General features: G+C 66.0%; 22 protein-coding genes and 1 pseudogene. 16 read left to right on the plus strand and 7 right to left on the minus strand.

Going from position 1 to position 24,695, the window contains the following annotated elements; all coding sequences use genetic code 11:
- Positions 1-55: 55 nt before the first annotated feature.
- The 10 genes and pseudogenes from V6M39_RS08265 to V6M39_RS08305 all read left to right on the plus strand — a co-directional run bounded on the left by V6M39_RS08265 (position 56) and on the right by V6M39_RS08305 (position 9,491).
- Positions 56-2,053, plus strand: a complete 1,998-nt coding sequence (locus V6M39_RS08265; RefSeq protein ID WP_442880734.1) for a putative cobaltochelatase — start codon at positions 56-58, stop codon at positions 2,051-2,053.
- Positions 2,053-2,667 (plus strand): cob(I)yrinic acid a,c-diamide adenosyltransferase, encoded by a 615-nt coding sequence (cobO, locus tag V6M39_RS08270; protein ID WP_332643342.1) that lies wholly within the window; start codon positions 2,053-2,055, stop codon positions 2,665-2,667. Before V6M39_RS08265 ends, cobO begins: the two co-directional genes overlap by 1 nt.
- Positions 2,661-5,096, plus strand: a complete 2,436-nt coding sequence (locus V6M39_RS08275) for a cobyrinate a,c-diamide synthase (protein ID WP_332643343.1) — start codon at positions 2,661-2,663, stop codon at positions 5,094-5,096. The genes cobO and V6M39_RS08275 overlap by 7 nt, the downstream gene beginning before the upstream one ends.
- A pseudogene (locus V6M39_RS18055) lies at positions 5,087-5,320 on the plus strand (NAD(P)-dependent oxidoreductase); the annotation flags it as partial. The gene V6M39_RS08275 and the pseudogene V6M39_RS18055, both read left to right, overlap by 10 nt.
- A gap of 30 nt (positions 5,321-5,350) precedes the next feature.
- The gene (gene cobA / locus V6M39_RS08280) at positions 5,351-6,064 is read left to right on the plus strand and encodes a uroporphyrinogen-III C-methyltransferase (protein ID WP_442880735.1); all 714 of its coding nucleotides are present in this window, start codon (positions 5,351-5,353) and stop codon (positions 6,062-6,064) included.
- A gap of 8 nt (positions 6,065-6,072) precedes the next feature.
- Positions 6,073-6,486: a histidine phosphatase family protein gene (locus tag V6M39_RS08285; protein WP_332643361.1), complete on the plus strand. Its 414-nt coding sequence runs from the start codon at positions 6,073-6,075 to the stop codon at positions 6,484-6,486.
- Between the two features lie 139 nt (positions 6,487-6,625).
- A complete protein-coding gene (locus V6M39_RS08290) occupies positions 6,626-6,838 on the plus strand; it encodes a CbtB domain-containing protein (protein WP_309972225.1) in 213 nt (70 codons plus the stop codon).
- A gap of 66 nt (positions 6,839-6,904) precedes the next feature.
- Complete coding sequence (locus V6M39_RS08295) at positions 6,905-7,708, plus strand: CbtA family protein (RefSeq protein WP_332643345.1); 804 nt, start codon at positions 6,905-6,907, stop codon at positions 7,706-7,708.
- Positions 7,705-8,739 carry a nicotinate-nucleotide--dimethylbenzimidazole phosphoribosyltransferase gene (gene cobT, locus V6M39_RS08300; RefSeq protein WP_332643346.1) on the plus strand — a complete coding sequence of 345 codons (1,035 nt, stop codon included), beginning with the start codon at positions 7,705-7,707 and terminating at the stop codon, positions 8,737-8,739. The genes V6M39_RS08295 and cobT overlap by 4 nt, the downstream gene beginning before the upstream one ends.
- Positions 8,736-9,491, plus strand: coding sequence for an adenosylcobinamide-GDP ribazoletransferase (locus V6M39_RS08305; RefSeq protein ID WP_332643347.1), 756 nt, complete (start codon positions 8,736-8,738; stop codon positions 9,489-9,491). The genes cobT and V6M39_RS08305 overlap by 4 nt, the downstream gene beginning before the upstream one ends.
- A gap of 3 nt (positions 9,492-9,494) precedes the next feature.
- Here the strand turns inward: V6M39_RS08305 and cobU are convergent, their stop codons facing one another.
- Entirely contained in the window at positions 9,495-10,025 is a 531-nt protein-coding gene (gene cobU / locus V6M39_RS08310) for a bifunctional adenosylcobinamide kinase/adenosylcobinamide-phosphate guanylyltransferase (protein ID WP_332643348.1), read from the minus strand.
- A gap of 63 nt (positions 10,026-10,088) precedes the next feature.
- On the opposite strand from cobU, the gene V6M39_RS08315 reads away from it, so the two are divergent.
- Positions 10,089-11,039: a cobalamin biosynthesis protein gene (locus V6M39_RS08315; RefSeq protein ID WP_332643349.1), complete on the plus strand. Its 951-nt coding sequence runs from the start codon at positions 10,089-10,091 to the stop codon at positions 11,037-11,039.
- Here the strand turns inward: V6M39_RS08315 and V6M39_RS08320 are convergent.
- The 3 genes from V6M39_RS08320 to V6M39_RS08330 are packed head-to-tail and all read right to left on the minus strand — an operon-like array spanning position 10,987 to position 13,791.
- The gene (locus V6M39_RS08320) at positions 10,987-11,727 is read right to left on the minus strand and encodes a cobalt-precorrin-6A reductase (RefSeq protein ID WP_332643350.1); all 741 of its coding nucleotides are present in this window, start codon (positions 11,725-11,727) and stop codon (positions 10,987-10,989) included. The genes V6M39_RS08315 and V6M39_RS08320 overlap by 53 nt on opposite strands.
- A complete protein-coding gene (locus V6M39_RS08325) occupies positions 11,724-13,211 on the minus strand; it encodes a cobyric acid synthase (protein ID WP_332643351.1) in 1,488 nt (495 codons plus the stop codon). Before V6M39_RS08325 ends, V6M39_RS08320 begins: the two co-directional genes overlap by 4 nt.
- Before the next feature lie 10 nt (positions 13,212-13,221).
- Positions 13,222-13,791 carry an antibiotic biosynthesis monooxygenase gene (locus V6M39_RS08330; protein ID WP_332643352.1) on the minus strand — a complete coding sequence of 190 codons (570 nt, stop codon included), beginning with the start codon at positions 13,789-13,791 and terminating at the stop codon, positions 13,222-13,224.
- Positions 13,792-13,855: 64 nt separating this feature from the next.
- On the opposite strand from V6M39_RS08330, the gene V6M39_RS08335 reads away from it, so the two are divergent.
- Complete coding sequence (locus V6M39_RS08335) at positions 13,856-15,760, plus strand: acyl-CoA dehydrogenase family protein (RefSeq protein ID WP_332643353.1); 1,905 nt, start codon at positions 13,856-13,858, stop codon at positions 15,758-15,760.
- A gap of 89 nt (positions 15,761-15,849) precedes the next feature.
- On the plus strand, positions 15,850-16,698 hold the full coding sequence (locus V6M39_RS08340; RefSeq protein ID WP_332643354.1) for a hypothetical protein: 849 nt from the start codon (positions 15,850-15,852) through the stop codon (positions 16,696-16,698).
- A gap of 193 nt (positions 16,699-16,891) precedes the next feature.
- Here the strand turns inward: V6M39_RS08340 and V6M39_RS08345 are convergent, their stop codons facing one another.
- A complete protein-coding gene (locus V6M39_RS08345; protein WP_332643355.1) occupies positions 16,892-17,392 on the minus strand; it encodes a MarR family winged helix-turn-helix transcriptional regulator in 501 nt (166 codons plus the stop codon).
- A 56-nt stretch (positions 17,393-17,448) separates the two neighbouring features.
- Between V6M39_RS08345 and icmF the strand changes: the two genes are divergently transcribed.
- From icmF to V6M39_RS08360, 3 genes are read left to right on the plus strand one after another with little or no spacing between them, the layout of a single operon-like run.
- Positions 17,449-20,658, plus strand: coding sequence for a fused isobutyryl-CoA mutase/GTPase IcmF (icmF, locus tag V6M39_RS08350; protein WP_332643356.1), 3,210 nt, complete (start codon positions 17,449-17,451; stop codon positions 20,656-20,658).
- A gap of 23 nt (positions 20,659-20,681) precedes the next feature.
- A complete protein-coding gene (locus V6M39_RS08355) occupies positions 20,682-21,185 on the plus strand; it encodes a thioesterase family protein (protein WP_332643357.1) in 504 nt (167 codons plus the stop codon).
- Positions 21,182-21,928 carry a helical backbone metal receptor gene (locus tag V6M39_RS08360; protein WP_332643358.1) on the plus strand — a complete coding sequence of 249 codons (747 nt, stop codon included), beginning with the start codon at positions 21,182-21,184 and terminating at the stop codon, positions 21,926-21,928. The genes V6M39_RS08355 and V6M39_RS08360 overlap by 4 nt, the downstream gene beginning before the upstream one ends.
- Here the strand turns inward: V6M39_RS08360 and V6M39_RS08365 are convergent.
- Positions 21,925-23,475 carry an NAD(P)/FAD-dependent oxidoreductase gene (locus V6M39_RS08365; protein WP_332643359.1) on the minus strand — a complete coding sequence of 517 codons (1,551 nt, stop codon included), beginning with the start codon at positions 23,473-23,475 and terminating at the stop codon, positions 21,925-21,927. The two genes, V6M39_RS08360 and V6M39_RS08365, sit on opposite strands and share 4 nt — an antisense overlap.
- 49 nt (positions 23,476-23,524) lie before the next feature.
- On the minus strand, positions 23,525-24,400 hold the full coding sequence (locus tag V6M39_RS08370) for a hypothetical protein (protein ID WP_332643360.1): 876 nt from the start codon (positions 24,398-24,400) through the stop codon (positions 23,525-23,527).
- Positions 24,401-24,695 lie beyond the last annotated feature (295 nt).

Below are 24,695 nucleotides of genomic sequence, written 5' to 3' on the forward strand. Positions count from 1 at the left end.
GAATGGCGGACGCAACCGTGCCCGTCATCGATGGCAGATCGAGCGGGAGCCCCACATGCCACAGCACTATCCGTTCAGCGCTGTCGTCGGATCCGACGACATGGCGCTCGCACTGACCCTTTCAACGATCTCGCCAGCCATCGGCGGCGTTCTCGTACGCGGCGAGAAGGGCACAGCCAAGTCGACCATGGTTCGCGCGCTCGCCTCCGTGCTGCCGCAGATCGACGTCATCGCCGGCGACCGGTTCTCCACCGACCCTCGCGAGACGAACCCGCTCTCGCCCGACGGACCCTTCGCGGCCGATGTCGACGTCGAGACCCGACCCGTACGCCTCGTCGAGCTTCCCGTCGGCGCCACCGAAGATCGCGTACTGGGCTCGCTGCACCTAGAGAAGGCGCTGTCGGACGGCGTCACCGAGTACGAGCCCGGCCTCCTGGCGCGAGCACATCGCGGCATCCTCTACGTCGACGAGGTCAACCTCCTGCACGACCACCTGGTCGATCTCCTGCTCGACGCCGCCGCCATGGGCCGCTCGACCGTCGAGCGCGACGGCGTCTCGGTCGAGCACGCTGCCCGGTTCGTACTCGTCGGCACCATGAATCCCGAAGAAGGCGAGCTCCGCCCACAGCTGCTCGACCGGTTCGGCCTCACGGTCGAGGTCGCTGCACCGCGCGATCCGGGCGCTCGGGTCGAGGTCGTACGCCGACGTCTCGCGTACGAAGCCGACCCCGACGGCTTCGCCGCCCGCTATGCCGAGGACGAGGCGACGCTGACCGACCGAATCCAGGCTGCGCAGAAGCTCGTCGACCAGGTCGACCTCAGCGACTGGGCGTTGCTCAAGATCGCCGAAGTCTGTGCGGCGTTCGAGGTCGACGGCATGCGCGCCGACATCGTCACCGCTCGCGCAGCCGCAGCCCATGCCGCCTGGAACGGCCGTACCAGCGTGCTGCGCGAAGACATCCGCGCTGCCGCCCGACTGGCGCTGCCGCACCGCCGTCGGCGCAACCCGTTCGATGCACCCGGCATCGACGAGGACCTGCTCGACCAGATCCTCAACGACGACGAACCACCGCCGGAGCCAGAGGGCGACGGCACAGATGAGGCGGAGACGCAGGAGTCCCAGGGATCCGAGCCCGAGGCCGGCGGCGAACCGGAGGATTCGACGAGCTCATCCGGCGAGGACCCGAAGCCTGACAACACTGCCCAGCACGAACAGCCTCAACAGCCCGGTTCGTCCGAGGTGACCGTGGCCGTGCCGCAGCAGCCCTACCGGCCCAAGCTGTTCACGGTTGGCGGCACTGGCGCCGGCGAGTCCGGCAAGCGTTCGCGCGCGATCACCGAGACCGGCCGACGCATCGGCGCCCAGCGACGTACGGGCCAGGGCGGATCGATCCACCTCATCGAGACGATCCGCGCCGCTGCCCCGCACCAATACGCACGCGGCCGCGTGCACAACCTGCAGTTCCGCGCCGACGACCTGCGACTCGCGGTCAAGGAAGGCCACGAGTCCAACCTGATCCTGTTCTGCGTCGACGCCTCCGGCTCGATGGCCGCGCGCAAGCGCATGGAGCAGGTCAAGACCGCGATCTTGTCGCTCCTGATGGATGCCTACCAGCGCCGCGACAAGGTCGGACTCATCACGTTCCGCCAGGACCACGCCGAGCTCGCTCTCCCGCCGACCGGCTCGATCGACATTGCTGCGACCCGGCTCGCCGAGCTCCCAGCCGGAGGACGTACGCCGCTGGCTGAAGCGCTGCTCAAGACCACCGACGTGCTGCGACTCGAGCGCGTACGTGATCCGCGTCGACGGCCGCTGCTCGTCGTCATCACCGACGGCCGCGCGACGTACGGCGAAAACGCCCTCGCCCGAGCGCATCAGGTCGCGAAGCACCTCGGCGCGACCGGAGTCGCGAGCCTCGTCATCGACTGCGAGACCGGCAAGTTCCGTATGGGCTTGGCGCACCAGCTCGCCGACCACCTGATGGCGGAGTACATACCTCTGGGTGAGGTCAGCGCGGCTGCCCTCACCGATGCAGTCAAGGGAGCCGCCTGATGGTCAAAGGTCAGCCAACAGTTATTCCCGATGACGGCCTCACCACCAAGGAACGCCGCAACCGACCGCTGCTGATGGTCCACACCGGCAATGGCAAGGGCAAGTCGACCGCCGCGTTCGGTCTTGCGATCCGTGCCTGGAACCAGGGCTGGAACATTGGCGTGTTCCAGTTCGTGAAGTCCGCCAAGTGGCGCATCGGCGAGCAGACCGTGCTCGAACGCCTCGGTGCTCTGCACGACGAGACCGGCGAGGGCGGACCTGTCGAGTGGCACAAGATGGGCGCCGGCTGGTCCTGGTCGCGCAAGGAAGGCTCCGACGAGGACCACGCTGCCGATGCCGCCGAAGGCTGGGCCGAGGTCAAGCGTCGGCTCGCCGAAGAGACGCATGACCTGTATGTCCTCGACGAATTCACCTACCTGATCAAATGGGGCTGGGTCGACATCGACGACGTCATCGAGACGCTCTCCAACCGTCCCGGCCGCCAGTACGTCGTCATCACGGGTCGCGGCGCAGACCCACGCCTCGTCGAGATCGCCGATCTGGTGACCGAGATGCAACACATCAAGCACCCCTTCGACAACGGGCAGAAGGGCCAGCGAGGCATCGAATGGTGAATCTGCCTCGACTCGTGATTGCTGCGCCCGCTTCGGGTCACGGCAAGACCACGGTCGCCACGGGCCTGATGGCGGCACTGGTTCGTGCCGGTCACAACGTCTCGGGTCACAAGGTGGGCCCGGACTACATCGACCCCGGCTATCACGCACTCGCGACGGGCAAGCCCGGTCGCAACCTCGACCCGCACCTGGTCGGCGAGGACCGCCTCGTCCCGCTGCTGCTGAACGGCGCCCGCGGAGCCGATCTGGCGATCATCGAAGGCGTCATGGGTCTGTACGACGGACAGATCGGTGGCGAGGGGTTCGCATCGACCGCACACGTCGCGACCGTCACTCGTACGCCCGTCGTCCTCGTCGTCGACATCTCGCACGCCTCCCGCTCCATCGCCGCGCTGGTGCAGGGCATGGTCGCCTTCGACCCGTCCGTACGCATTGTCGGCGTGATCCTCAACAAGGCGGGTTCGCCGCGGCACGCCGGCGAGGTCATCAGCGCGCTCGAGACGACCGGGCTACCGGTGCTCGGCGTGCTGCAGCGCGACGACGGCATCGTCGCTCCCTCACGTCACCTCGGACTCATACCGGCTGCCGAACGAGACGATGCGGCGCATGCCCTCGACCGGCTGGCAGACCAGATCGCCGAGAAGATCGACCTCGACCAGCTCCTCGCGCTGGCTCATTCGGCGCCTGATCTCGAAGCCGAGGCATGGGAAGCGACGCAGGAAGTCAGTGCTCCGGGCACGCACCGGCCAGTCGTCGCTATGGCCGGTGGCCGCGCGTTCACGTTCCGCTACGCCGAGACCGAGGAGCTTCTCCGCGCCGCCGGGTGCGAGGTCGTGACGTTCGACCCGCTCATCGATGAAGCGCTGCCGGACGGCACCGCCGGCCTCTATCTCGGCGGTGGCTTCCCCGAGGTGCACGCCTCCGGCCTGTCCGCCAATGCACCGCTGCGTGAGGCGTTGCGAGAAGCGGTCGACTCCGGCGTGCCGACCTACGCAGAGTGCGCGGGCCTGCTATATCTCTGCCGTTCCGTCGACGGCATGCCCATGGTGGGTGCGCTTGATGCTGAGGCCGTCATGACGCCCAAGCTCACGCTGTCCTACCGCACGGCGATCGTGCCGACCGACCAGCTGACCGGCACTGTCGGTACGCGCGTCACCGGTCACGAGTTCCACCGGACGACCGTCACGCCGGCAGCTGCCGAGGCGGCGTGGCTCGTGGACGGGACGCCCGTCGGCTTCGCGTCGCCGACGCTGCACGCCTCGTACCTCCACACCCATTGGGCCGGTCACCCCGACATCGCCCAACGATTCGCCAACGCCGTGCATGCGTACGTGCCGACGTCACAGGGTCTCGATACACCCGCTCGTCCCTCGCGGGCACTCGACCACCGAGTGCTCGCTGAACCAATGACCCAAGCGAATGGGCTCACGTGGCATGGCGATGCTGAGCTGTCACCTGGGCTCATCGACTTTGCGGTCAACATCCATGACGACGTAAGACCTGCGTGGCTCGACGCGGCGCTCCGCGAGAGCCTCGAAGACGTCGGCGCCTACCCGGATCCAACCGCCGCGCAGCAGGCCATCGCCCAGCGTCACGGCCGCCAGCCCGATGAGGTGCTCGCGACTGCCGGCGCCGCTGAGGCGTTCAGTCTGATCGCCCGCGCGAGGCCCTGGCGTCGCCCCGTCGTCGTGCACCCACAGTTCACCGAGCCCGACGTGGCTCTTGCTGCGGCCGGCCACCGTCCCGAGCACGTCCTCACGGACCCAGCGAACGGATTCGTTCTCGACCCTTCGCTCGTCCCCGATGACGCCGACCTCGTGATGATCGGCAACCCGACCAACCCGACAAGCGTTCTGCATCCCGAGCAGTCGCTGCGCCGGCTCATGCGCCCCGGACGTATTGTCGTGGTTGACGAGGCGTTCATGGATTCGGTACCCGACGAGCGGCACTCGCTCGCCGCCATCCCTGATCCCAACCTGCTGGTCGTACGAAGTCTGACCAAGCTCTGGTCGATCCCGGGTGTCCGCGCCGGATACGTACTTGGGTCGCCTGCCCTGCTCGCAGAGCTCAAGGCGCACCAGGCTCCGTGGTCGGTCTCGACCGCCGCGATCGCTGCCATGATCGCGACGGCAACCCCCGAAGCGCTCGCCGAAGCTGCGAAGCGTACGACCAGGATCGGCCAGCACCGCCGTGTGCTCACCGACGGTCTGACCGAGCTCGGCATCCATCACGTCCCGGCCGCGGGCCCGTTCGTGCTCGCGAAGGTCGGCATCGGCGCCCACGACCGGCTCCGCTCAGCTGGTTACGCACTCCGTCGGGCCGACACCTTCCCCGGTCTTGACGACACGTGGGTACGCATCGCGGTGCGCAAGCCCGACACGACCCGCAAGCTGCTCGCGACGCTGCGAATTGAGGGGCCATGGACCTGACCCCCGGAACACCTGCACTCGTGATCGGCGGCGACGGCCGTGCGGCCACCCAGATCGCCACCCTGCTCGAGGCTGGCGCCGTCGTGACGGTCGTTGCACCGACAGCCACTGCCTCGATCGAGGATCTCGCCGATCGGGCGCTGATCACCTGGCATGCGCGCGATGTGACCATGAACGACATCCAGGCCGCAGGCATCGTCCTGACCGGAAATGCCGATCACACCGCGCCCGATCAGATCCTCGGAACCGGCAAGGTGACGCTGGTCGGTGGCGGACCCGGAGACCCAGGACTCGTCACCGTCGCGGGGCGCGAAGCGATCGAGCAGGCCGACGTCATCATCACCGACAGGCTCGCGCCGCTGGCCGCCCTTGCCTGGGCCCGGCCCGATGTCGAGATCATCGATGTCGCCAAGATCCCCGGTGGCCGATCGACGAGCCAGGACGAGATCAACCAGCTCCTGGTCGAGCACGCCAAGTCCGGCAAGAACGTCGTGCGTTTCAAGGGCGGCGACAACTTCGTGTTCGGTCGCGGCAGCGAAGAGCTCCTCGCCTGCATTCACGCGGGCATCGACGCGACCGTCATCCCGGGGGTCAGCTCGGCAATTGCCGCCCCTGCAATGGCCGGCATCCCTGTCACGCACCGCGGCCTGACCCAAGGCTTCACGGTGATCTCCGGCCACGTACCTCCCGGCCATCCGGACTCGACTCTCGACTATGCCGCTCTCGCCACCTCAGGCACCACGATCGTGGTGCTGATGGGCGTACGTACGCTCAGCTCGATCTGTGCCGCCCTCGCCGACGGCGGCCTCGATCCCGACACTCCAGCGGCCGTGATCGCCGACGGAACCATGCCCAGTCAGCGGGTCATCCACGCGACGCTCTCCACCATCGACGAAGCCGCGGCCGACATCGGCGCTCCTGCAGTTGCCGTCATCGGTCACGTCGCCGACATTGAAGGCCTCGTGTGATTCTGTGGGTGCGCCACGGTCAGTCGACGTGGAATGCGATGGATCGCATGCAGGGGCAGGAGCTCAGTCCACCTCTGACTGACCTGGGCCGCGAGCAAGCCGCGTTGGCGGCTGACGCACTCGTCGCCCGCAACGTTGTACGCATCCTCAGCTCGCCAGCCGTACGCGCGCGACAGACCGCGGACGTCATCGCCGAACGTCTCGGCCTTGAAGTCGTCGAGGAGCCGCTGCTCCTGGAGAAAGGACTGGACGAAGACAAAGCCAGCGTTCTCGCCCGAATCCAGGAGCTTGTCGCCCGCGATTTGCCGGGCAACACAGTCGCGGTGAGCCACGGCGATGTCATCGGATATGCAGTCGAATTGCTCACAGGGAAACTTCCCGCATTGCCCGCAAACGGATCCATCACCCATGCCCTAGGATGACTTTCACCGAGGTCGAGGAAGCCGGTGGGACTCCGGCGCAGTAGCGCTACTGTGACACCCGCATCAGCGAGTGGAGCCAGACCCAAGATCTCGGACGTTCATCCACTTCAGGGACGCAATCATCCCGTCAGGAGAGTTCATGTCACAGGTCATCACCGCCACACCCGAGATCGAGATCGCGTCGATCCCCGTCCGCGAGCTCGCTCCGTGGGCGCTGTTCTTCGGTCTCATCGGAGCCTTCGTCCTGTTCTTCATCAGCGCCGACCAGGGTGCAGTGTCGATCCCGGCGGGCACAGCCATTCACGAGTGGGTCCACGATGGACGCCACCTGCTCGGCTTCCCCTGCCACTGATCTAGACCTCCCCAACCGGATCCGCACTCGCGGTCCGGCCTTTTCGGCATACCTGAACGGACTCACATGACTCCCCGCAATTTCCTCGTACGAGGACTCCTCGCCGGCCTCATCGCCGGCATCCTGACCTTCGCCGTCGCGTACATCGCAGGCGAACCTTCGGTCGACGCCGCGATCCAGGTCGAGGCTGCCGGCGAACCTGCCAGCCATTCACACGAAGCCACCGAGCACTCGCATGAAGAAGGCGCCGCCGAGCACTCCCACGACGAGGAGGGCGGCACAGTGGTGTCCCGCCAGAACCAGTCGACGTGGGGTCTGCTGACCGCGACTGTCTCGACCGGGGTCGCGCTCGGCGGCATCGTCGCACTAGCGGCTGCCTTCGCTCTGGGACGCATCGGCCGACTTCGACCGAGCCAGTCGACGGCACTCGTCGCGGCTCTCGGTTTCGTCTCGGTGGCGCTCGTTCCGTTCATCAAGTACCCCGCAACTCCTCCGGCCGTCGGCGATGCCGAGACGATCGGTGCGCGCACCACTCAGTACTTCGTGATGCTCGCGATCTCAGTCATCGCGATGATTGCCGTCGTGCTGCTGTTCCGCGCGCTTGTCGGGCGACTGGGCACCTACACCGCTGTGCTCGTCAGCGCTGCGACCTATCTCGCCGTCGTGATCCTCGCCGCCCAGCTGATGCCGACCGTGAACGAGATCGGCGACTTCCCTGCTGACACGCTCTGGTACTTCCGTCGCGGCTCGCTGATGACCCTGGCCACCCTCTGGGGCATCCTCGGCATTGCGCTGACAGGCCTGATCGGCAAGCTCTACGCCGAGGAGTCGCTCACCGCGGCCCGCAAGGATCTGGCGGCCAGCCTGTGAGCGCCTACACGCCAGTCACCCCGCCTTCCGCCGCGATCACCGCAGAGGCGACCGAACGTCTTGCAGGTCTCGCAACTCCTCCCGGTGCGCTCGGCCAGCTGGGCGACCTCGCCATCTGGGTCGCTGCGACCCAAGGCGTCGTACCGCCGGCGCCCATCGACCGTGTCCGAGCGGTGATCTTCGCGGGCGACCACGGCGTGTCAGATCACGGCGTCTCAGCCTTCCCGAAGGCCATCACTCCGGCGATGGTCCGTACGTTCCTGATCGGCAAGGCCGGTGTCTCGGTCCTCGCCGCGCAGCACGGTGTGTCCGTACGCGTGCTCGACCTCGGCGTCGACGATGACCTCGAGGGCGTGGCCCCTGAGGTCTCAGCGTTCAAGGTTCGCCGCGGTAGCGGCGCGATCCACCTCGAGGACGCATTGACGACCGACGAGACGCTTCAGGCGATAGCCGCGGGCGGGACCGTTGCAGCCGAGGAGATCGCCGCCGGGGCCCAGCTGCTGATCAGCGGCGACATGGGCATCGGCAACACGACTCCGGCCGCAGCCCTCATCGCAGCATCGCTCGGCCTCCCCGCCATGGAGGTTACCGGGCGAGGTACCGGAATCGACGAAACCGCTCTCGCGCACAAGATGGCCGTCGTCCAGCAGGCGCTGGACCGCGCTGGCGATCGTACGACCGATCCGATAGAGACCCTGACCGCCTTGGGCAGCGCCGACCTTGCAGCCGCTGCCGGCTTCATGGCCGCCGCCGCCCGCGCGGGCGTACCGGTCCTGCTCGACGGTGTCATCTCGGTCGCTGCTGCAGTCATGGCCGATCGACTGGCTCCGGGTGCCGCCGCGTGGTTTGCCGCCGGACACCGGTCGACTGAGCCGGCTCAGTCGTTCGCGCTCGACAAGCTCGGCCTCGAGCCGATCCTCGACGTCGGTATGCGTCTCGGCGAAGGCAGTGGTGCCGTCGCCGCAGTGCCCCTCGTACGCTCGGCGGCCCTGTTGCTCTCCGACGTGGCGCTCCTCGCCGACTTGATGTGATCAACTCCTGGCGACTCGCCGTCGGCACGCTGACCGCTCTGCGGTGGCGGCCTCCAACGGCGGTCGACCGGGAGGTCGCCGGAAGGGCGATGCTGCTCGCACCCCTCGCGGTTCTCCCCCTTGGCTTCCTCGTCGGGGTGGTCTGCTGGGCTGGTCGTGAGCTGGAGCTCGCGCCGTTGGCGATCGCGTTCGTGGCCGTGGGTGCTCTGGCACTCGGCAGCCGAGCACTTCATCTCGACGGGCTTTCCGACGTCGCCGACGGGATGACCGCGTCGTACGCACGCGATCGCTCCCTCGATGTGATGAAGGGCGGCACGGCTGGCCCTGCCGGCGCTGCGGCACTTGTCCTGGTGCTCGGCATCCAGGCCGCTTCACTCGCTGCCGTGCTCTCAGCACCTCGTGGACCTGTCGTTGCCGGCCTCCTTGTCTGCTGCTCGCGCGCAATCCTGTCGGTCTGCTGCGCTCGCGGGATCCCGGCGGCACGCGTCGACGGACTCGCCGTGACCTACGTCGGCACGGTCGCTCGCGTGGCCACTGTGCTGACCTGGCTTGCCGTCGCAGTCCTTTGCATCGGAGTTCTCGACTGGGCGGGGTGGCCGTGGTGGCAGGGACTCGTCGTCGCCGGTGCAGGCTTGGGCGTCGGTGCCGCGCTGACGTACCGCTGCGTGCGCAGGTTCGGTGGCGTCACGGGTGACGTGTTCGGCGCAGCGATCGAGGTCAGCCTCGCCGCAATGCTCCTCGCAGCCACCTGACAGTCAGAGCTTGAGGACGCGGCCCGCGACGACCAGCAGTACGTCATCGCACTCTTCGGCGACGCGTTGGTTCACGGTGCCGAGGAGGTCACGAAACACCCGGCCCGAACGATGCTCGGGGACGACGCTCATTCCGACCTCATTGGTCACCGCGATGAAGTTGCCCTGATGCTCAGAGATCGCGGCCAGTGTGTCGTCGAGTCGTTCGAACAGCACGGGTTCCCAGTCCTCACGCAGACCATCCCAGCCGTCGAGCTCGTCAATCGTCGACGTGAGCCAGGTGCCGAGGCAGTCGACCAGCACCGCGCCCTCGGCCGCCCGGATGGCTGCCGCCAGGTCTGCGCTCTCGACCGTCGACCAGTGCGCGGGACGGCGGCTCTGATGGATGGCAACGCGTTCGGCCCACTCCGGATCCGACAACGGATCAGCCGGCGGACCGGGCGCGACATACGTGACGTGAGGCTCGGCGAGCACCAGCGACTCGGCATGAAATGACTTGCCGGAACGTACGCCGCCCGTGACCAGAACCTTCATTGCACCTCGCTAGTCGGCACCTCGTTACTCTCAGTGAGCACCTTACCGATCACAGGAGGCCCGATGCTCTCGCGTGCTGTGGGCCTCGCTCTGGGCTTCGCCGCTGATCGAATCCTCGGCGATCCGAGCCGCTTCCATCCGGTCGCCGGCTTCGGCAATGTGGCTGGCGGACTTGAGCAGCGGATGTATCGCGACGACCGATCCGCTGGCATCACGTACACGTCGATCCTGGTTGGCGGTACGGCCGCAGCCGGACTGGTGGCCGAACGTCTGACCGCTCAGCGGCCCGTCGCTCGTACGCTCCTCACCGCCGCATCGACGTGGGCCGTGCTTGGCGGTCGCTCGCTGTCTCGCGAGGCAGAGCGCGTCCACTCCTGGCTGGACGACGACGATCTGCCGGCCGCGCGCGAACAACTCACGCATCTCGTGGGGCGCGATCCGTCCCAGCTCGACGCCCACGAGATCTCCCGCGCCACGGTCGAGTCCGTCGCAGAGAACACCTCCGATGCCGTCGTGGCTCCCCTGCTCGCCGGTGCCGTCGGCGGAGTGAGCGGACTTGTCGCCTATCGCGCGGCCAACACCCTCGACGCGATGGTGGGACACCTGAGTCCTCGCTATCGCAGCTTTGGCTGGGCTTCTGCACGGCTCGACGATGTCCTCAACCTTGTGCCGGCTCGAGTCGCTGCGTTCCTTGCGGCGATGCTCGCGCCCATGGTTGGCGGCAATCCCCGGCTGGCTTTCGCCGCGTGGGCCAACGACGCCAGCAGCCATCCCAGCCCCAACGCCGGCCCGGTCGAAGCGGCCTTCGCTGGCGCCCTGGGAGTGCAGCTCGGCGGCACCAACACGTACGGCGATCGGGTCGAACACCGTCCGACCATGGGTGACGGGCCGGGACCATCGACGCAGGACATCGACCGTTCCGTACGCCTTGCCGATGCCGTCGGCCTCGCGGCGTTGGCAGTCAGCGTCGCGGTTGCGCTGCGACCCAGGCGGCGGCCGCGTCAGCGCCGCTGACCACCTCGACCTCGGCCGGGACGGCTGCACGCCTGACGATCACGACCTGGATGTCGCGCTCGTTCGCGACCTGCATCTTGGACCACGTGAAGCTGCCGCCGGAGTCCTTGGTCACCAGTACGTCGACGTCGGCCATCAGCTCTCGCTCGGCCTCGAGCTCGTACGGTCCGCGGCTCAGTAACAACGTCCAGAGCTCGGGCAGTTGGATGTCTGGCTCATCCACGACCCTCACGAGCGCAGCCTTGCCGGTGAGTGCATCGACGAACCGGTGGAGCGACTGACGACCGACGGTCAGGAACGGCCGGTCGCCGAGCGTCGCCGCCAGCCCAGCTGCCTCGTCGTGGTCATCGACCCAGTGCCAGCGATCCGCGCCAGGCGCCTCAGACCAGCCCGGCCGTTCGAGTCGCAGCAACGGCACGTGCTCTTCTGAGCAGGCAGCCAGGGCATTTGCGCTCATCCCCGTCGCGAACGGGTGCGTCGCATCAACAACCGCTGATATCTCGTTGTCCACGAGATAGGTGCGCAGCCCGTCCACTCCGCCGAAGCCGCCGATCTTCACGTCGCCGACCGGCAGTCGCGGTCGCACGACCCGACCGGCCAAAGATGAGACGAACTCCACGCCCGCGTCTTGCAGCAGGACCGCGAGCTCACGAGCCTCACCCGTTCCGCCGAGCACCAAGATCGTCATGCGCCCGGAGCCAATGTCGGTACGGACGGAGCGCCATTCATGGCGATGTCCAGCAGCGCATCGACGTCGAGACGTTCCTCGACCAGATCGCCCAGCAGATCCAGACGCGCCTCACGACGCTCACCGAAGCTGACGCTCGACGGCTCGTACGTACGCCCGGCCAGGGCTGCCGCTTCAGCGAGGAATGCCCGGCGGAACTCGTCCGACTCCAGGCTGCCGTGCCACATCGTCCCGAAGACGTTGCCCGAGCGAGCGCCACCGAGGAACTCCTCGGCGTTGCCCCGGGTGATCCGGCCGTGATGGATCTCGTAGCCAGATGCCGCAGCTCCGAGGGCGGACCCGGTCGGCAAGCGCAACACCTTCTCCGCGGCGAACGTCGTCTCGACGTCGAGCATGCCCAGCCCGTCGACCTGGGCACCCGCAGACCCTTCGACTCCGTCGGGATCAAAGACGCTGCGCCCGAGCATCTGGAACCCACCGCAGATGCCGAGCACCGGGCGTCCGGCAGCGGCGTGGTCGGCGATCGCGCGGTCGAGTCCACGGGACCGCAACCACGCGAGGTCGGAGATCGTCGCCCGCGTACCGGGCAGCACCACCAGATCGGCATCGCTGATCGCCCGCGCATCCGAGGCGAAGACGACGTCGACTCCGGGCTCCAGTCCAAGCGCGTCCACATCGGTGAAGTTGCTGATGCGGGGCAGTCGTACGACGGCGACTTTGAGCGTCTGGCCGCCATCAGCCCTGCGGCCGCCCAGATCGAGCGCGTCTTCGGAGTCGAGCCAGACATCGGGGCTCCACGGGAGCACGCCGAACACGCGGCGACCAGTGAGCTTCTCCAGCTGGTCGAGGCCGGGCTTGAGGAGCGTCTCGTCGCCGCGGAACTTGTTGACGACGAACCCGGCAATGAGCCTCTGGTCCTCGGCCGACAGCAACGCAACGGTGCCGTACATCGCTGCGAACACCCCGCCGCGATCAATGTCGCCTACGACAATCGTGGGAATGTCAGCGTGCCGCGCCAAACCCATGTTGACGTAGTCACCGGCGCGCAAGTTGATCTCGGCCGGGCTGCCGGCGCCCTCGGACACGACGAGGTCATAGCGACTGGCGAGGTCGTCGTACGCGTTGTGGGCCGCTTCCGCGAGGTGCGTACGTCCACCGATGAACTCTGCCGACGAGATCTCGCCTGCCGGTTTGCCCAGGACGACTACGTGGCTGCGCTTGTCGCCGCCGGGCTTGAGCAGGATGGGATTCATGGCGGCTTCGGGTACGGCGCGAGCCGCGAGCGCCTGGATCCACTGCGCTCGGCCGATCTCGGCGAAGTCACCACCCGGTCCGGCGCAGACCATCGAGTTGTTCGACATGTTCTGCGCCTTGTAGGGAGCGACCTTGATCCCTCGCCGCGCAAATGCCCGGCACAGTCCTGTGGTGACGACGCTCTTGCCGGCGTCGGAGGTCGTACCGGCAACGAGCAACGAAGCGGTCACTGCTCGCTCCTCATGTGCTCTTCGGCGCCGCGTTGAGCCATCCACGCAGCAACGTGGTGATCCAGGGCAGGGCGAGGTACGTCATGATCGGCGTCATCACGCCCACGGTCACCAGTACGCGCAGCGGGAGCCACCAATCAGCGGCGAAGTCCTTGGCGAGGTAGCTGGTCGCGAGACTCAGAGGGAAGAACACGAGGAAGATCGCACACATCTGCTTCCACCGCGGTGGCGGCGGCGTGGCCTTACGGAGGTCCTCTACGTCGACGCTGGATGGCTCGTCGAACCATCCTTCGATGCCGGTCCGGCGCTCGCGGCTGGACTCGTCGATGAAGCCCTCTCCGGAGTCGAGCCACCAGCGACGCTGCGCCGAGAGCTCCCATGCCTCAAGCGCCTCTTGCGAGGAGAAGCGGTAGAGCATGTGCCAGTCATGCGAGTCTTCCTGCGGCCGGATCCAGCCCGAACCGAGGAACCCGTCGAATCGCGTGGCAAGCTCTGTCCCCGCGCGCAGCCAGGCCAGCATCTGGTCTTCCTGCGCGGGGTCGACCTGACGCGTAATCGAGACAGTCACAGGTCCGGTCATGGCACCAAGACTAGAGCTGGCGCATCACCCTGCCCCCATCACCCGATCGCAGTACCGTTTGGTCATGACCCTCAGCGACGAAGTACGCATCGCCCTCGACGGCAAGTGGCGCCACGTGCGCGAGCAGTCACGCAAGGAGCTGGCCGTGCTCGACCTCGCATACGACCACGACCTCAACCTCGAAGAGGCCCGGACGCGTGGGCTCGAGCAGATGCGCAAGCTCGTGCCCACCGGCGTACCAGCGGCGGGCTTCAAGGTCGAGAACGGTGGCACCGGCGATCCCGGCATGGCGGTCACAGGTATCGGGATGCTGGCCCAGTTCGATCTCTCGCTCATGGTCAAGGCCGGAGTGCAGTGGGGTCTCTTCGGTGGAGCGATCGAGAACCTCGGCACCAAGAAGCACCACGACCTCTACATCCGCGACCTGATCAATCTCGACCTCATCGGCTGTTTCGCGATGACCGAGACCGGCCACGGCAGCGACGTTCAGAGCATCGAGACCACGGCGACGTACGACCTGGCGACACAGGAGTTCGTGATCCACTCGCCCACACCGTCCTCTCGCAAGGACTACATCGGTGGTGCCGCACTCCATGCCGAGGTGGGCGCGGTGTTCGCGCAGCTCATCACGAAGGGCGAGAACCACGGTGTGCACTGCTTCGTGGTGCCGCTGCGGGACACGCAAGGCAACGATCTGCCTGGCGTCACCACATCGGACTGCGGCCACAAGGGCGGGCTCGGCGGCGTCGACAACGGCCGCATCATGTTCGACAACGTGCGCATCCCGCGGGACAACCTGCTCAACAAGTACGGCCAGGTCGACGAGGGTGGCACCTACTCATCGCCGGTCGACAACATCAACCGACGCTTCTTCACGATGCTCGGCACGCTCGTACGCGGACGCGTCAGCGTCGGCGGCTCGGCCAGTGCCGCGTGCGAGGTCGCACTGAGCATTGCGGGTCGGTATGCGCTGGAACGCCGACAGTTCGGCGCGTTGCCGGGCGAGGAAGTGCTGCTCATGGACTACCGGATGCACCAGCGCCGGTTGCTGCCGCTGATCGCCAAGTCGTACGCGTACCGGTTCGCCCAGAACCAGCTGACCGCGCGTATGCACCGGCTGCAGACCACCGAGGAGCCCGATGCGCAGGAGTCACGCGAGCTCGAAGGTCGCGCTGCCGGACTCAAGGCCGCGCAGACCTGGCATGCGACGAAGGCGATCCAGGAGGCACGTGAGGCATGCGGCGGCGCGGGCTACCTCGCCGAGAACCGGCTCACCACTCTCAAGGGCGACACGGACGTCTTCACCACCTTCGAGGGTGACAACCATGTCCTGTTCCAGCTCGTCGCGAAGGAGCTGCTCACGTCGTACGCGCAAGAGGTCGGCGGGCTGGACCCGGTCGGCCTCGTACGATTTGCCGCCGGCACGGTCGCGGATGTCGTCAAGGAACGCACTGCGGCTTCCCAGCTGATCCAGCGGCTCATCGACGCACGGCCCGGCAAGAGCGACGACGACCACGACCTGCTCGACCGTGGTGCGCAGCTGTCGCTGTTCGAGGATCGCGAGCAGCACGTGCTCGAGACGGCGGCTCGTCGCCTGCGTCGCGCCGACAAGAACGACCCGGCGGCAGCCTTCGCGGTGTTCAACGCTGCGCAGGATCACGTGATCCGCGCCGGCCGCGTCCACATCGATCGCATCGTTCTCGAGGCGTTCACCGCGGGCATCGCTCGCTGCGAGAACGAGGAGGCGCAGGATCTGCTCCGCGATGTCTGCTCGCTCTACGCACTGACGACGATCGAGGAGGACTTGGCGTGGTTCATGGGCCACAACCGCCTCGCCGACACCCGCGCGAAGACGGTCACCTCGCTGGTCAACGAGCTTCTGGTCAAGCTTCGTCCGCACACTCTGACGCTCATTGAGGGCTTCGGCGTCCCCGAAGAATCCCTCGGTGCGGTGATGCTAGATAGTTGAGGGCCCAACTTTTCTGAAACGCCCCACAGGTCAGTCCTCCCCGTGAAAGACTTCCTGCTCCAGAGTCATCCATCGGGGGAGAATCCCATATGCGTTCCACCATCGTCAGGCGCCTCGGCGCGGCCATCTCCGTGTCAGCGCTCGCACTGACCCTCGCCACCGTGCCGTCGTCGGCAGCCGAGTCACCGCAACCATTCGGCACAACGTCCAGTGTCGTCGAGGATCGGCCGAATGCTCGTCTCGCCACTGGCGCCGATCTCGCCGCTACCGGCGCGGCCCGCTCATCCGGCTCGGCAGCCATCACCGCGACTCCGACCGCCAATGTCACCAAGCTCAAGCCCTACTCGGCCGTGCTGAACAGCCCGACTGAGAACTACATCGACCTCGACCTCTGGGTGAGTGACGCCACCGACACCGCATCCATCGAGACGATCAAGCTCTACCTTTCGGTCGATGGCACGAAGTCCAGCGCGTACGACGTCTGGTGGGACCCGGACCTCGAAGTCTTCTTTGTGGTCATTCCCGACACTGTGGGACTGGGCAAGGCCTACTTCTACGGTTCCATGATCTACTACTACCCGGAATTGGAGAAGGCGCGCACCTGGGACTCGACTGACAGCAGCTCCTTCTACGTCCGTCGCGACGTCTGGGTTGACGACCTCTCTTACACGTTGTCACCATCGGGCAACACCAAGACGTTCTACATCGACGGAATGAAGATCTACTCGCCATCCCTAGACAGCTTCACGGCTCTGAGCAAAATCAAGCTGCAGTACAAGACCAGCGACGGGTGGAAGACCAAGAAGACGATCTATCTCGACGATGAGGGCGACGGCTCATACACGTTCGTGCGGACCACAAAGTTCTACTACCGACTCGTCTACGGCACGACATCGACGTTCATCGGCTTCAACTCCGGGCCGACACCGAAGATCTAGCAATTCGCTTCGCGATGACCCCGTCTCCTTGAGGAGGCGGGGGTCTTCGTTTGTGCTGGGGAGTCATCTCACTGGGTTTCGATACGTCGGCCGCGGACGGCCTCCAACTCAACCAGCGAGTTCTCGGTGGTTGAGTAGCCGTGAGGAACGAACGGCGTATCGAAACCTCGCAAGCCACCGAGCTCGCTTGAGCTCAGAAGTCGCCGGCTGAGGACCGGAGCGTGCGCAGGAGCGCGTATGTCTGGTCCTGGTCCTTGTCGCTGAGCCCTTCGATCGCGAAGTCGATCGCCATCAACGCCTTGGTGGATGCCTCGAGCACGTCCTTGCCCTTGGCGGTCAGCTCGGCGAGAGTGCGGCGACGATCGGCCGCGTCCGGCAGGCGCTTGACCAGGCCCTGAGCCTCGAGGCGATCGATGGCGTTGGTGACCGACGTCGGGTGCACCATGAGCCGCTCACCGATCTTGCTGAGCGGCAGTGACCCCTCGGCACTGAACGAGATCAGCACCAGCACCTCGTAGCGAGCAAAGGTGATGCCGTACGGCTTCAGGGCGCCATCGAGCTCCGCGAGAACCAGCTGCTGGACCCTCATGATCGAGGTCGCGAGCTTCATCGACCTGGACTCGCCGATGCGGTCGGACCAGATCTCACCAGCGCGTTCGATCGGGTCGAACGGCAGCTTCGGATCAGTGGTCACGTCTCAATACTAAGTCAGGTTCGCATTTAGTAGGACGACCGACTATTTTAATACCTATGGTTTTGCACCAGTCGAAGCATCCCGTACGTTTTGTCACCGCCTCTGCGCTGTTCGACGGTCACGACGCATCGATCAACATCATGCGCCGCATCCTCCAGTCGCAGGGTGCCGAGGTCATTCACCTCGGTCACAACCGCTCGGTTGCCGAGGTCGTCGACGCGGCGGTAGACGAGGACGTCCAGGGCGTTGCGGTCAGCTCCTACCAGGGCGGACACGTCGAGTACTTCGAGTACCTCACCGAGTCGCTGCGGGAACGCGGCGCCGGCCACATCAAGGTCTACGGCGGTGGCGGTGGCGTCATCGTCCCCGAGGAGATCGAGCGCCTGCGCAAGGCTGGCGTCACGATCTTCTCGCCCGAGGACGGCCAGCGCCTCGGCCTCGTCGGCATGATCAACACGATGATCGAGGCCTGCGACACCGACCTGTGGCAGGAGTCGAAGCCGACTGTCGACGCCGTACGCTCCGGCGAGCGCGGGGCGCTCTCACGAGCTGTGACCGGCGCCGAACTTGGAAAGCTCGACGACGCGTTCCTCACCAAGATCCGTGAAGCATCTGCCACATCCGGTACGCCGGTGCTCGGCATCACCGGTACGGGTGGCTCGGGCAAGTCATCGCTGACTGATGAGATCGTTCGACGCTTCCGCCTCGACCAGCAGGACAAGCTCCGTATCGGCGTCATCGCGATCGACCCCACTCGCCGCCGCGGTGGTGGTGCCCTGCTCGGCGACCGCATCCGGATGAACTCGCTCGACGGCGACCGGGTCTACTTCCGCTCGCTCGCGACCCGCGGCAACCACGAGGTCCCCGAGTGCCTGCCCGACGTCATCGACCTGTTCAAGGCCTCGGGTTACGACTTGGTCATCGTCGAGACGCCAGGTATCGGCCAGGGTGACGCCGCGATTGTTCCGTTCGTCGACTGCTCGATGTACGTGATGACGCCGGAGTTCGGTGCCGCCTCGCAGCTCGAGAAGATCGACATGCTCGACTTCGCCGACATCGTCGCGATCAACAAGTTCGAGCGCCGCGGCGCCAAGGACGCACTCCGCGACGTCGGCCGCCAGCTCGTACGCAACCGCGAGGCCTTTGGCAAGAAGCCCGAGGACATGCCGGTGTTCGGCACCTCGGCGGCGACATTCAACGATGACGGCGTCACCGCGCTCTATCAACACCTGATCTCGCTGCTCGCCCCCGCCGGCCTCGATGTCGCACCCGGCATCCTGCCGATCGCCGACGTGCGCCACTCCAGCGGCATCGACCAGGTCGTACCGCCGGAGCGCACTCGCTACCTCTCGGAGATCACCGAGGCCATTCGCAGCTATCACGCGACGACCGACAATCTCGCCGAGCAGGCCCGTCGCGTCCAGCGCCTCGAGGCTGTGTCGAACGAGCTGACCTCTGCCGAGCTGGACGCGTTGCTCGCGGGAGCCCGCAAGGAGTTGCCCGCCGACATCACGGCTCAGATCGAGGGCTGGCCGGCCGTTGTCGAGTCGTATGAAGGCGACGAGATGGTCGTCAACATCCGTGACACGGAGATCCGGACGCAGCTGACACGCGAGTCACTCTCCGGCACGAAGGTGCGCCGAGTCAGCCTGCCGAAGTACACCGACCACGGTGACCTCGTCACGTACTGGCGCAAGGAGAACCTCCCGGGCCACTTCCCGTTCACCGTCGGCGTTTTCCCGTTCAAGCGTGACGGCGAGGACCCGGCTCGTATGTTCGCAGGCGAGGGCGACCCGTTCCGTACCAACCGCCGCTTCAAGCTGCTGTCGGAGGACGGCTCCGCAACGCGACTGTCGACGGCTTTCGACTCCGTGACGCTCTATGGCCGCGATCCCGACCTGCGACCCGACATCTACGGCAAGGTCGGCACTTCGGGCGTATCCGTTGCGACGCTCGACGACATGAAGGCCCTGTACGACGGCTTCGACCTGGTTTCGCCGACAACCTCGGTCTCGATGACGATCAACGGCCCGGCGCCGACCGTGCTGGCGTTCTTCCTCAACACCGCCATCGATCAGCAGGTCGACGTGTTCCGCGAGAAGCACGGCCGTGAGCCCGACGTCGACGAGCACAATGTCCTCAAGGCGTTCGCCATGGAGAACGTACGCGGCACGGTGCAGGCTGACATCCTCAAGGAGGACCAGGGCCAGAACACCTGCCTGTTCTCGACTGAGTTCAGCCTGCGGATGATGGCCGACATCCAGGAATGGTTCATCGCCAACCAGGTGCGCAACTTCTACTCCGTCAGCATCTCCGGCTATCACATCGCCGAGGCCGGGGCGAACCCCATCAGCCAGCTGGCGTTCACGCTGGCGAACGGATTCACGTACGTCGAGGCCTACCTCGCGCGCGGCATGGACATCAACGACTTCGCGCCCAACCTGTCGTTCTTCTTCTCCAACGGCATGGACGTCGAGTACTCCGTGCTCGGCCGCGTCGCCCGCCGCATCTGGGCCATCACGATGCGCGACAAGTACGGCGCCAACGAGCGCTCGCAGAAGCTGAAGTACCACGTACAGACGTCCGGTCGCTCCCTTCACGCGCAAGAGATGAGCTTCAACGACATCCGTACGACGCTGCAGGCGCTCATCGCGATCTACGACAACGCCAACAGCCTGCACACCAATGCGTACGACGAAGCCGTCACGACACCGTCGGAAGAGTCCGTACGTCGCGCACTCGCGATCCAGCTCGTGATCAACCGCGAGTGGGGTCTGGCGATGAACGAGAACCCGACCCAGGGCGCGTTCATCATCGACGAGCTCACCGACCTCCTCGAGGAAGCCGTGCTCCTCGAGTTCGACCGCATCAACGAGCGCGGCGGCGTGCTCGGTGCGATGGAGACCGGCTACCAACGTGGGCGCATCCAGGACGAGTCGATGCTCTACGAACAGCGCAAGCACGACGGTTCTCTGCCGATCGTCGGCGTCAACACGTTCCTCAACCCACACCCCGAACGCGAAGCTCACCCCGTCGAGCTGGCCCGCGCCACCGAAGACGAGAAGTCGTCCCAGCTGCGCCGCGTACAGGAGTTCCACGCGACTCACAGCGTGGAGGCAGCCGAGGCGATCGATAAGCTCAAGCACGCCGCGATCAACCATGAGAACGTCTTCGCTGCGTTGATGGATGCAGCTCGAGTCTGCTCGCTGCAGCAGGTGACTGAGGCGTTCTTCGAGGTCGGCGGCCAGTACCGCCGCAACGTCTGACCAGCGGCCAGTATCGTCTCAGCGTGAGCAGCCTCCCCACGTACGAGCAGATCGTCCAACTTCCGGCCATCTTTGACCGCACCGTTCCCGATGAGTTCATCGACGAGAACGGCCACATGAACATCGGCGACTACTTCCGGATCTGCTCACACGCACTCTGGAAGGCCACGATCACGGCCGGTCTCGGCGAGGAGTACATCGAGAAGCACCAGCAGAGCATGTTCACCGTCGAGCAGCACATGCGCTACTACGGTGAGCTCCGGCTGGGCCAGCGATTCACGGTGCACACCCGGCTGCTGGAGCGCTCGGCGCGTGTCCTGCACGGTATGTCGTTCGTCGTCGACCAGGAGAAGCAGACGCTCGCCTGCACCCAGGAGGCGACCTTGGTGCACGTCAGCATGGACAGCCGCGCCTCGGTCGATCTGCCGGAAGCCATCGGCGAGGCACTCGACCTGCAGATCGACGCCGGCGATGCGCTCGGCTGGGATGCACCGGTCTGTGGCGCGACGGGCCTCCGCAAACGATGAAGGATGACCTCGGCCATCCGGTCGACCTGACTGCTCCGGCTCGCCGGGTGGTCTCGCTCGTACCGTCGTTGACCGAGGCGATCGCTGCCACTCGCCCTGAGGCGGTGGTCGGCGCCACCGACTGGTGCACCCATCCGGCCGACCTGGATGTCACGCGGGTGCGCGGCACCAAGAACCCTGATCGGGCAGCGATTGAGGCGCTCCGGCCCGACGTCGTGCTGGCCAACCGCGAAGAGAACCGAGAGCTCGACGTCGAGCGGCTTCGCTCTGTGGGAATCAACGTGTGGGTGACGAAGATCGAGACGGTCGACGAGGCGTTCGCGTCGATGGCCCGCATGTTCGCGGCACTCGGCTGGGACGAGCCAGGGTGGCTTGCTGACGCCAAGGCGGTCTGGGACGCGCCAGCCGCACCGAGCGGTCTCCGCGTTGCGGTGCCGATCTGGCGCGATCCATGGATGGTGGTCGGCTCACGTACGTTCACCGGCGACGTACTTGCCCGCCTGGGTCTGGTCAACGCATTCCGCGAGTCAGACAGTCGCTATCCCCATGTCGAGCTGTCGGATATCGATCGCGATGACATCGATCTCGTGCTGCTGCCAGACGAGCCGTACGTTTTCACCGCAGACGACGGGCCTTCGGCATTCACGCAGGTGCCGACCGTGCTGGTGTCAGGTCGCGCGCTCACTTGGTACGGCCCATCGATGCTCACCGCTCGCGACGAGCTTCTCGCCGCGATGGATTAGGAACGCTTGGCCGGTGAATTCTTGGCCGGTGCCTTCGCCGTGGTCTTCTTGGCTGCTGTCTTGGCCGGAGCCTTCTTCGCTACCGCCTTGGCCGGGGCTTTCTTGGCTGCAGTCTTCGCGGGGGCCTTCTTCGCAACCGCCTTGGCCGGAGCCTTGGCAGCCGGCTTCGCGGCCGACTTCTTGATGGTGGCCTTCTTGGCTGCTGCGGTCGCCTTCTTGGCCAGCGACAGCGACTTGCCTTCGCCATAGCGCTGCTCGAGAGCACGTACGGTCGTCGGGTTGTTGGCCATGACCAGCGGCGTCTCGCCGACGATCGCGTTGTGGCTGCCCCAGGCGAGGTACTTCGCCGTCAGGTTGATCATCGTGGCGAATCGGTTGCGGTTGCCGAGCAGCGTCGCAACGTGGAGTGCCACCCAGATGAACCAGGCCGGGAAGCCTTTGAGGCGCGGCAGACCCTTGATCTGGGCGATCGCTGACGCGCGGCCGATCGTGGCCATGGTGCCCTTGTCGCGGTACTTGAAAGCCTTCATGCCCTTGCCGTCCTGGGCACGGTCAATCAGCTTGGCGACGTGCTTGCCGGCCTGGATTGCCGGCTGCGCCAGCTGCGGCAACGGGTCAGGGCTGATCGCGACGTCACCGATCGCGTAGACATCCTTGAGGCCCTCGACATCCCAGTCGGCGCCGGTGACGATGCGGCCACCTCGGCCTTGCGGGAGGTTCCAGTCGGCGAGGGTGCTGTGCGCCGTGACGCCACTGGCCCACACCACGATGCCGGCCTGGAGGAACTCCTCCTTGTCGCCCTTCACGATCACGACACCGTCGGCCGTGACTTCCTTGACCGTGGTCTCGAGACGCAAGTCGACATCGCGCTTCTCAAGGGACTTGCGGGCATACTCGCGCAGGTTGTGGTGGAACGGTGCCAGCACGTGCGGGCCCATCTCGATCAGCGTGATGTGCATCTTCTTGGGGTCAAGCTCGGGGTAGGTCGTCGGCATGTCGTTGTTGCGCAGCTCGGCAAACGCGCCAGCCGTCTCGACGCCGGTCGCGCCGCCGCCGACGACGATGATGCGCAGGTCCTCGTCGGTGCGGTTGATCACGGCGTTCTCGAGCGCGGCGAACATACGGTCGCGGACAGCCAGTGCCTGCGAGCGCTTGTAGAGCGGCATCGCGAACTCTTCGGCACCGGGAACGCCGAAGAAGTTGGTCGTCACACCCGCAGCGATGATCAGGTGGTCGTACGAGACGGTGAGCCCGCTCTCGAGGCCCAGCGTCTTGCTGACGTGGTCCATCGTGAGGACAGTGCCCTTCATGAAGCGCACGTTGTTCTGCTTGGCGCGGATCGCGCGCAGGAACCAGGTGACGTCGCCGGGGTTGAGGCTGGCCGTCGCAACTTGGTAGAGCAGCGGCTGGAACGTGTTGTAGGTGTGACGGTCGATCAATGTGACGTCAACGTCGGCTCGCTTGAGCTTGCGGACCGCGGCAATGCCACCGAATCCGCCTCCGACTACGACTACGTGCGGACGCTGGGACGGGGAGCTCTGGGCCATGCCTTCAGTTTATCGGTGCCGTGACAGTGCAATGAAATCCGTGGGTGCGCTATACGCCGTGGGGCTGCTTACGGCGCAGCTGGACCAGAACGAACACGGCTGCTGCGGTCCATGGCCAGCCCACTCCGACGAACATGAACGACACCGGGACCGACACCGCAGCGAGCACGATCGTCGCCGTACGTGCATGCGGGACACCGCGCAGCATGAGCGCTGCCGCCGTGCACGCAAGAAGTGCGAGAACCCCGCACACGACGAAGAAGATGAACATCCAGGTGACGAAGTCCGCCGGTGCTATCCCGTATTCGTCGAGCATCTTCTTGGTCGATCCCTTCGAGAGGGAGTCGACGTAAGAGTCGCGTGCCGTCACGTAGATCAGCGCGTAGTAGGCGGAGAACATCAGCACCAGCCACGAGGCGATCAGCGCCACGAGGCCGGCGATTCGTACGGACTTGGGTTGCGGCGGATCAGCCGGAGCAGCGCCGGGGCCAGCGACAGGTGTAACGGGAACCGGAGCAACCACGGCGCGCGCAACCCCGTTCTTCGCGTCGAACCACGCTCGAGACTCCGGCGACCACAGCTGCATCGCGCAGACGACGGCAAGCACGGCAGGCAGCATTCCTGCCAGCCCACCAACACCGATGAAGCCCACGAACGCGAGCCCGCACATCACGGTCAGGCTCACGCGTGAGCTTCGGTGACCGCGAGCCGCGAACACGGCGAACACCACGCCGGCGATGGTCAGGACCACAACCGCGTACGCCGCACGGCGAAGCCATTCGACGACCTGGGGAACTGTCAGGTCGATTCCGTCCAACGCCGGATCGTCCAAAGCGTCCCGCACGGCGTCCTGCAGCTCGATCGAGCCCCAGTTGGAAAGTGCCGAGGTGACACTGCCGAACACGATCAGGCTGGTCAAACCCACGAATACGCACGCCACCGTCACGGATGGGGGTCTACGCAGCTCGCTCACCCGTTCATCCCACCACACCGCCCAAATGGGTCAGAAAGAGATCGTCAGAAAAGTTGTAAGGACCTGTGGGGTCTGTGGCTCCTACCTACAAGCAAGACCACAGACCAACTGAAAACACACCACCAACCCACAGGAGAAATCATGAACCGCACCATCCGCAACCTGATCGTCGCAGCACCGCTCGTCCTCGTTGGCATCACGGCCGCTCCCGCAGCCGCCATGGCTGACGGGTTCGACATCGTCCTCC

Origin of the sequence: Aeromicrobium sp. (assembly GCF_036675695.1) — a bacterium.
Classification (GTDB): Bacteria; Actinomycetota; Actinomycetes; order Propionibacteriales; family Nocardioidaceae; genus Aeromicrobium.

What these genes read in the sequence shown, in the direction of transcription:
- V6M39_RS08265 (WP_442880734.1), top strand. Translation starts at nt 56, where the DNA reads ATGCCACAGCACTATCCGTTCAGCGCTGTCGTCGGATCCGACGACATG.
- cobO (WP_332643342.1), top strand. Translation starts at nt 2,053, where the DNA reads ATGGTCAAAGGTCAGCCAACAGTTATTCCCGATGACGGCCTCACCACC.
- V6M39_RS08275 (WP_332643343.1), top strand. Translation starts at nt 2,661, where the DNA reads ATGGTGAATCTGCCTCGACTCGTGATTGCTGCGCCCGCTTCGGGTCAC.
- V6M39_RS08290 (WP_309972225.1), top strand. Translation starts at nt 6,626, where the DNA reads ATGTCACAGGTCATCACCGCCACACCCGAGATCGAGATCGCGTCGATC.
- V6M39_RS08295 (WP_332643345.1), top strand. Translation starts at nt 6,905, where the DNA reads ATGACTCCCCGCAATTTCCTCGTACGAGGACTCCTCGCCGGCCTCATC.
- cobU (WP_332643348.1), bottom strand. Translation starts at nt 10,025, where the DNA reads ATGAAGGTTCTGGTCACGGGCGGCGTACGTTCCGGCAAGTCATTTCAT.
- V6M39_RS08315 (WP_332643349.1), top strand. Translation starts at nt 10,089, where the DNA reads ATGCTCTCGCGTGCTGTGGGCCTCGCTCTGGGCTTCGCCGCTGATCGA.
- V6M39_RS08320 (WP_332643350.1), bottom strand. Translation starts at nt 11,727, where the DNA reads ATGACGATCTTGGTGCTCGGCGGAACGGGTGAGGCTCGTGAGCTCGCG.
- V6M39_RS08330 (WP_332643352.1), bottom strand. Translation starts at nt 13,791, where the DNA reads ATGACCGGACCTGTGACTGTCTCGATTACGCGTCAGGTCGACCCCGCG.
- V6M39_RS08335 (WP_332643353.1), top strand. Translation starts at nt 13,856, where the DNA reads ATGACCCTCAGCGACGAAGTACGCATCGCCCTCGACGGCAAGTGGCGC.
- V6M39_RS08340 (WP_332643354.1), top strand. Translation starts at nt 15,850, where the DNA reads ATGCGTTCCACCATCGTCAGGCGCCTCGGCGCGGCCATCTCCGTGTCA.
- icmF (WP_332643356.1), top strand. Translation starts at nt 17,449, where the DNA reads ATGGTTTTGCACCAGTCGAAGCATCCCGTACGTTTTGTCACCGCCTCT.
- V6M39_RS08360 (WP_332643358.1), top strand. Translation starts at nt 21,182, where the DNA reads ATGAAGGATGACCTCGGCCATCCGGTCGACCTGACTGCTCCGGCTCGC.
- V6M39_RS08365 (WP_332643359.1), bottom strand. Translation starts at nt 23,475, where the DNA reads ATGGCCCAGAGCTCCCCGTCCCAGCGTCCGCACGTAGTCGTAGTCGGA.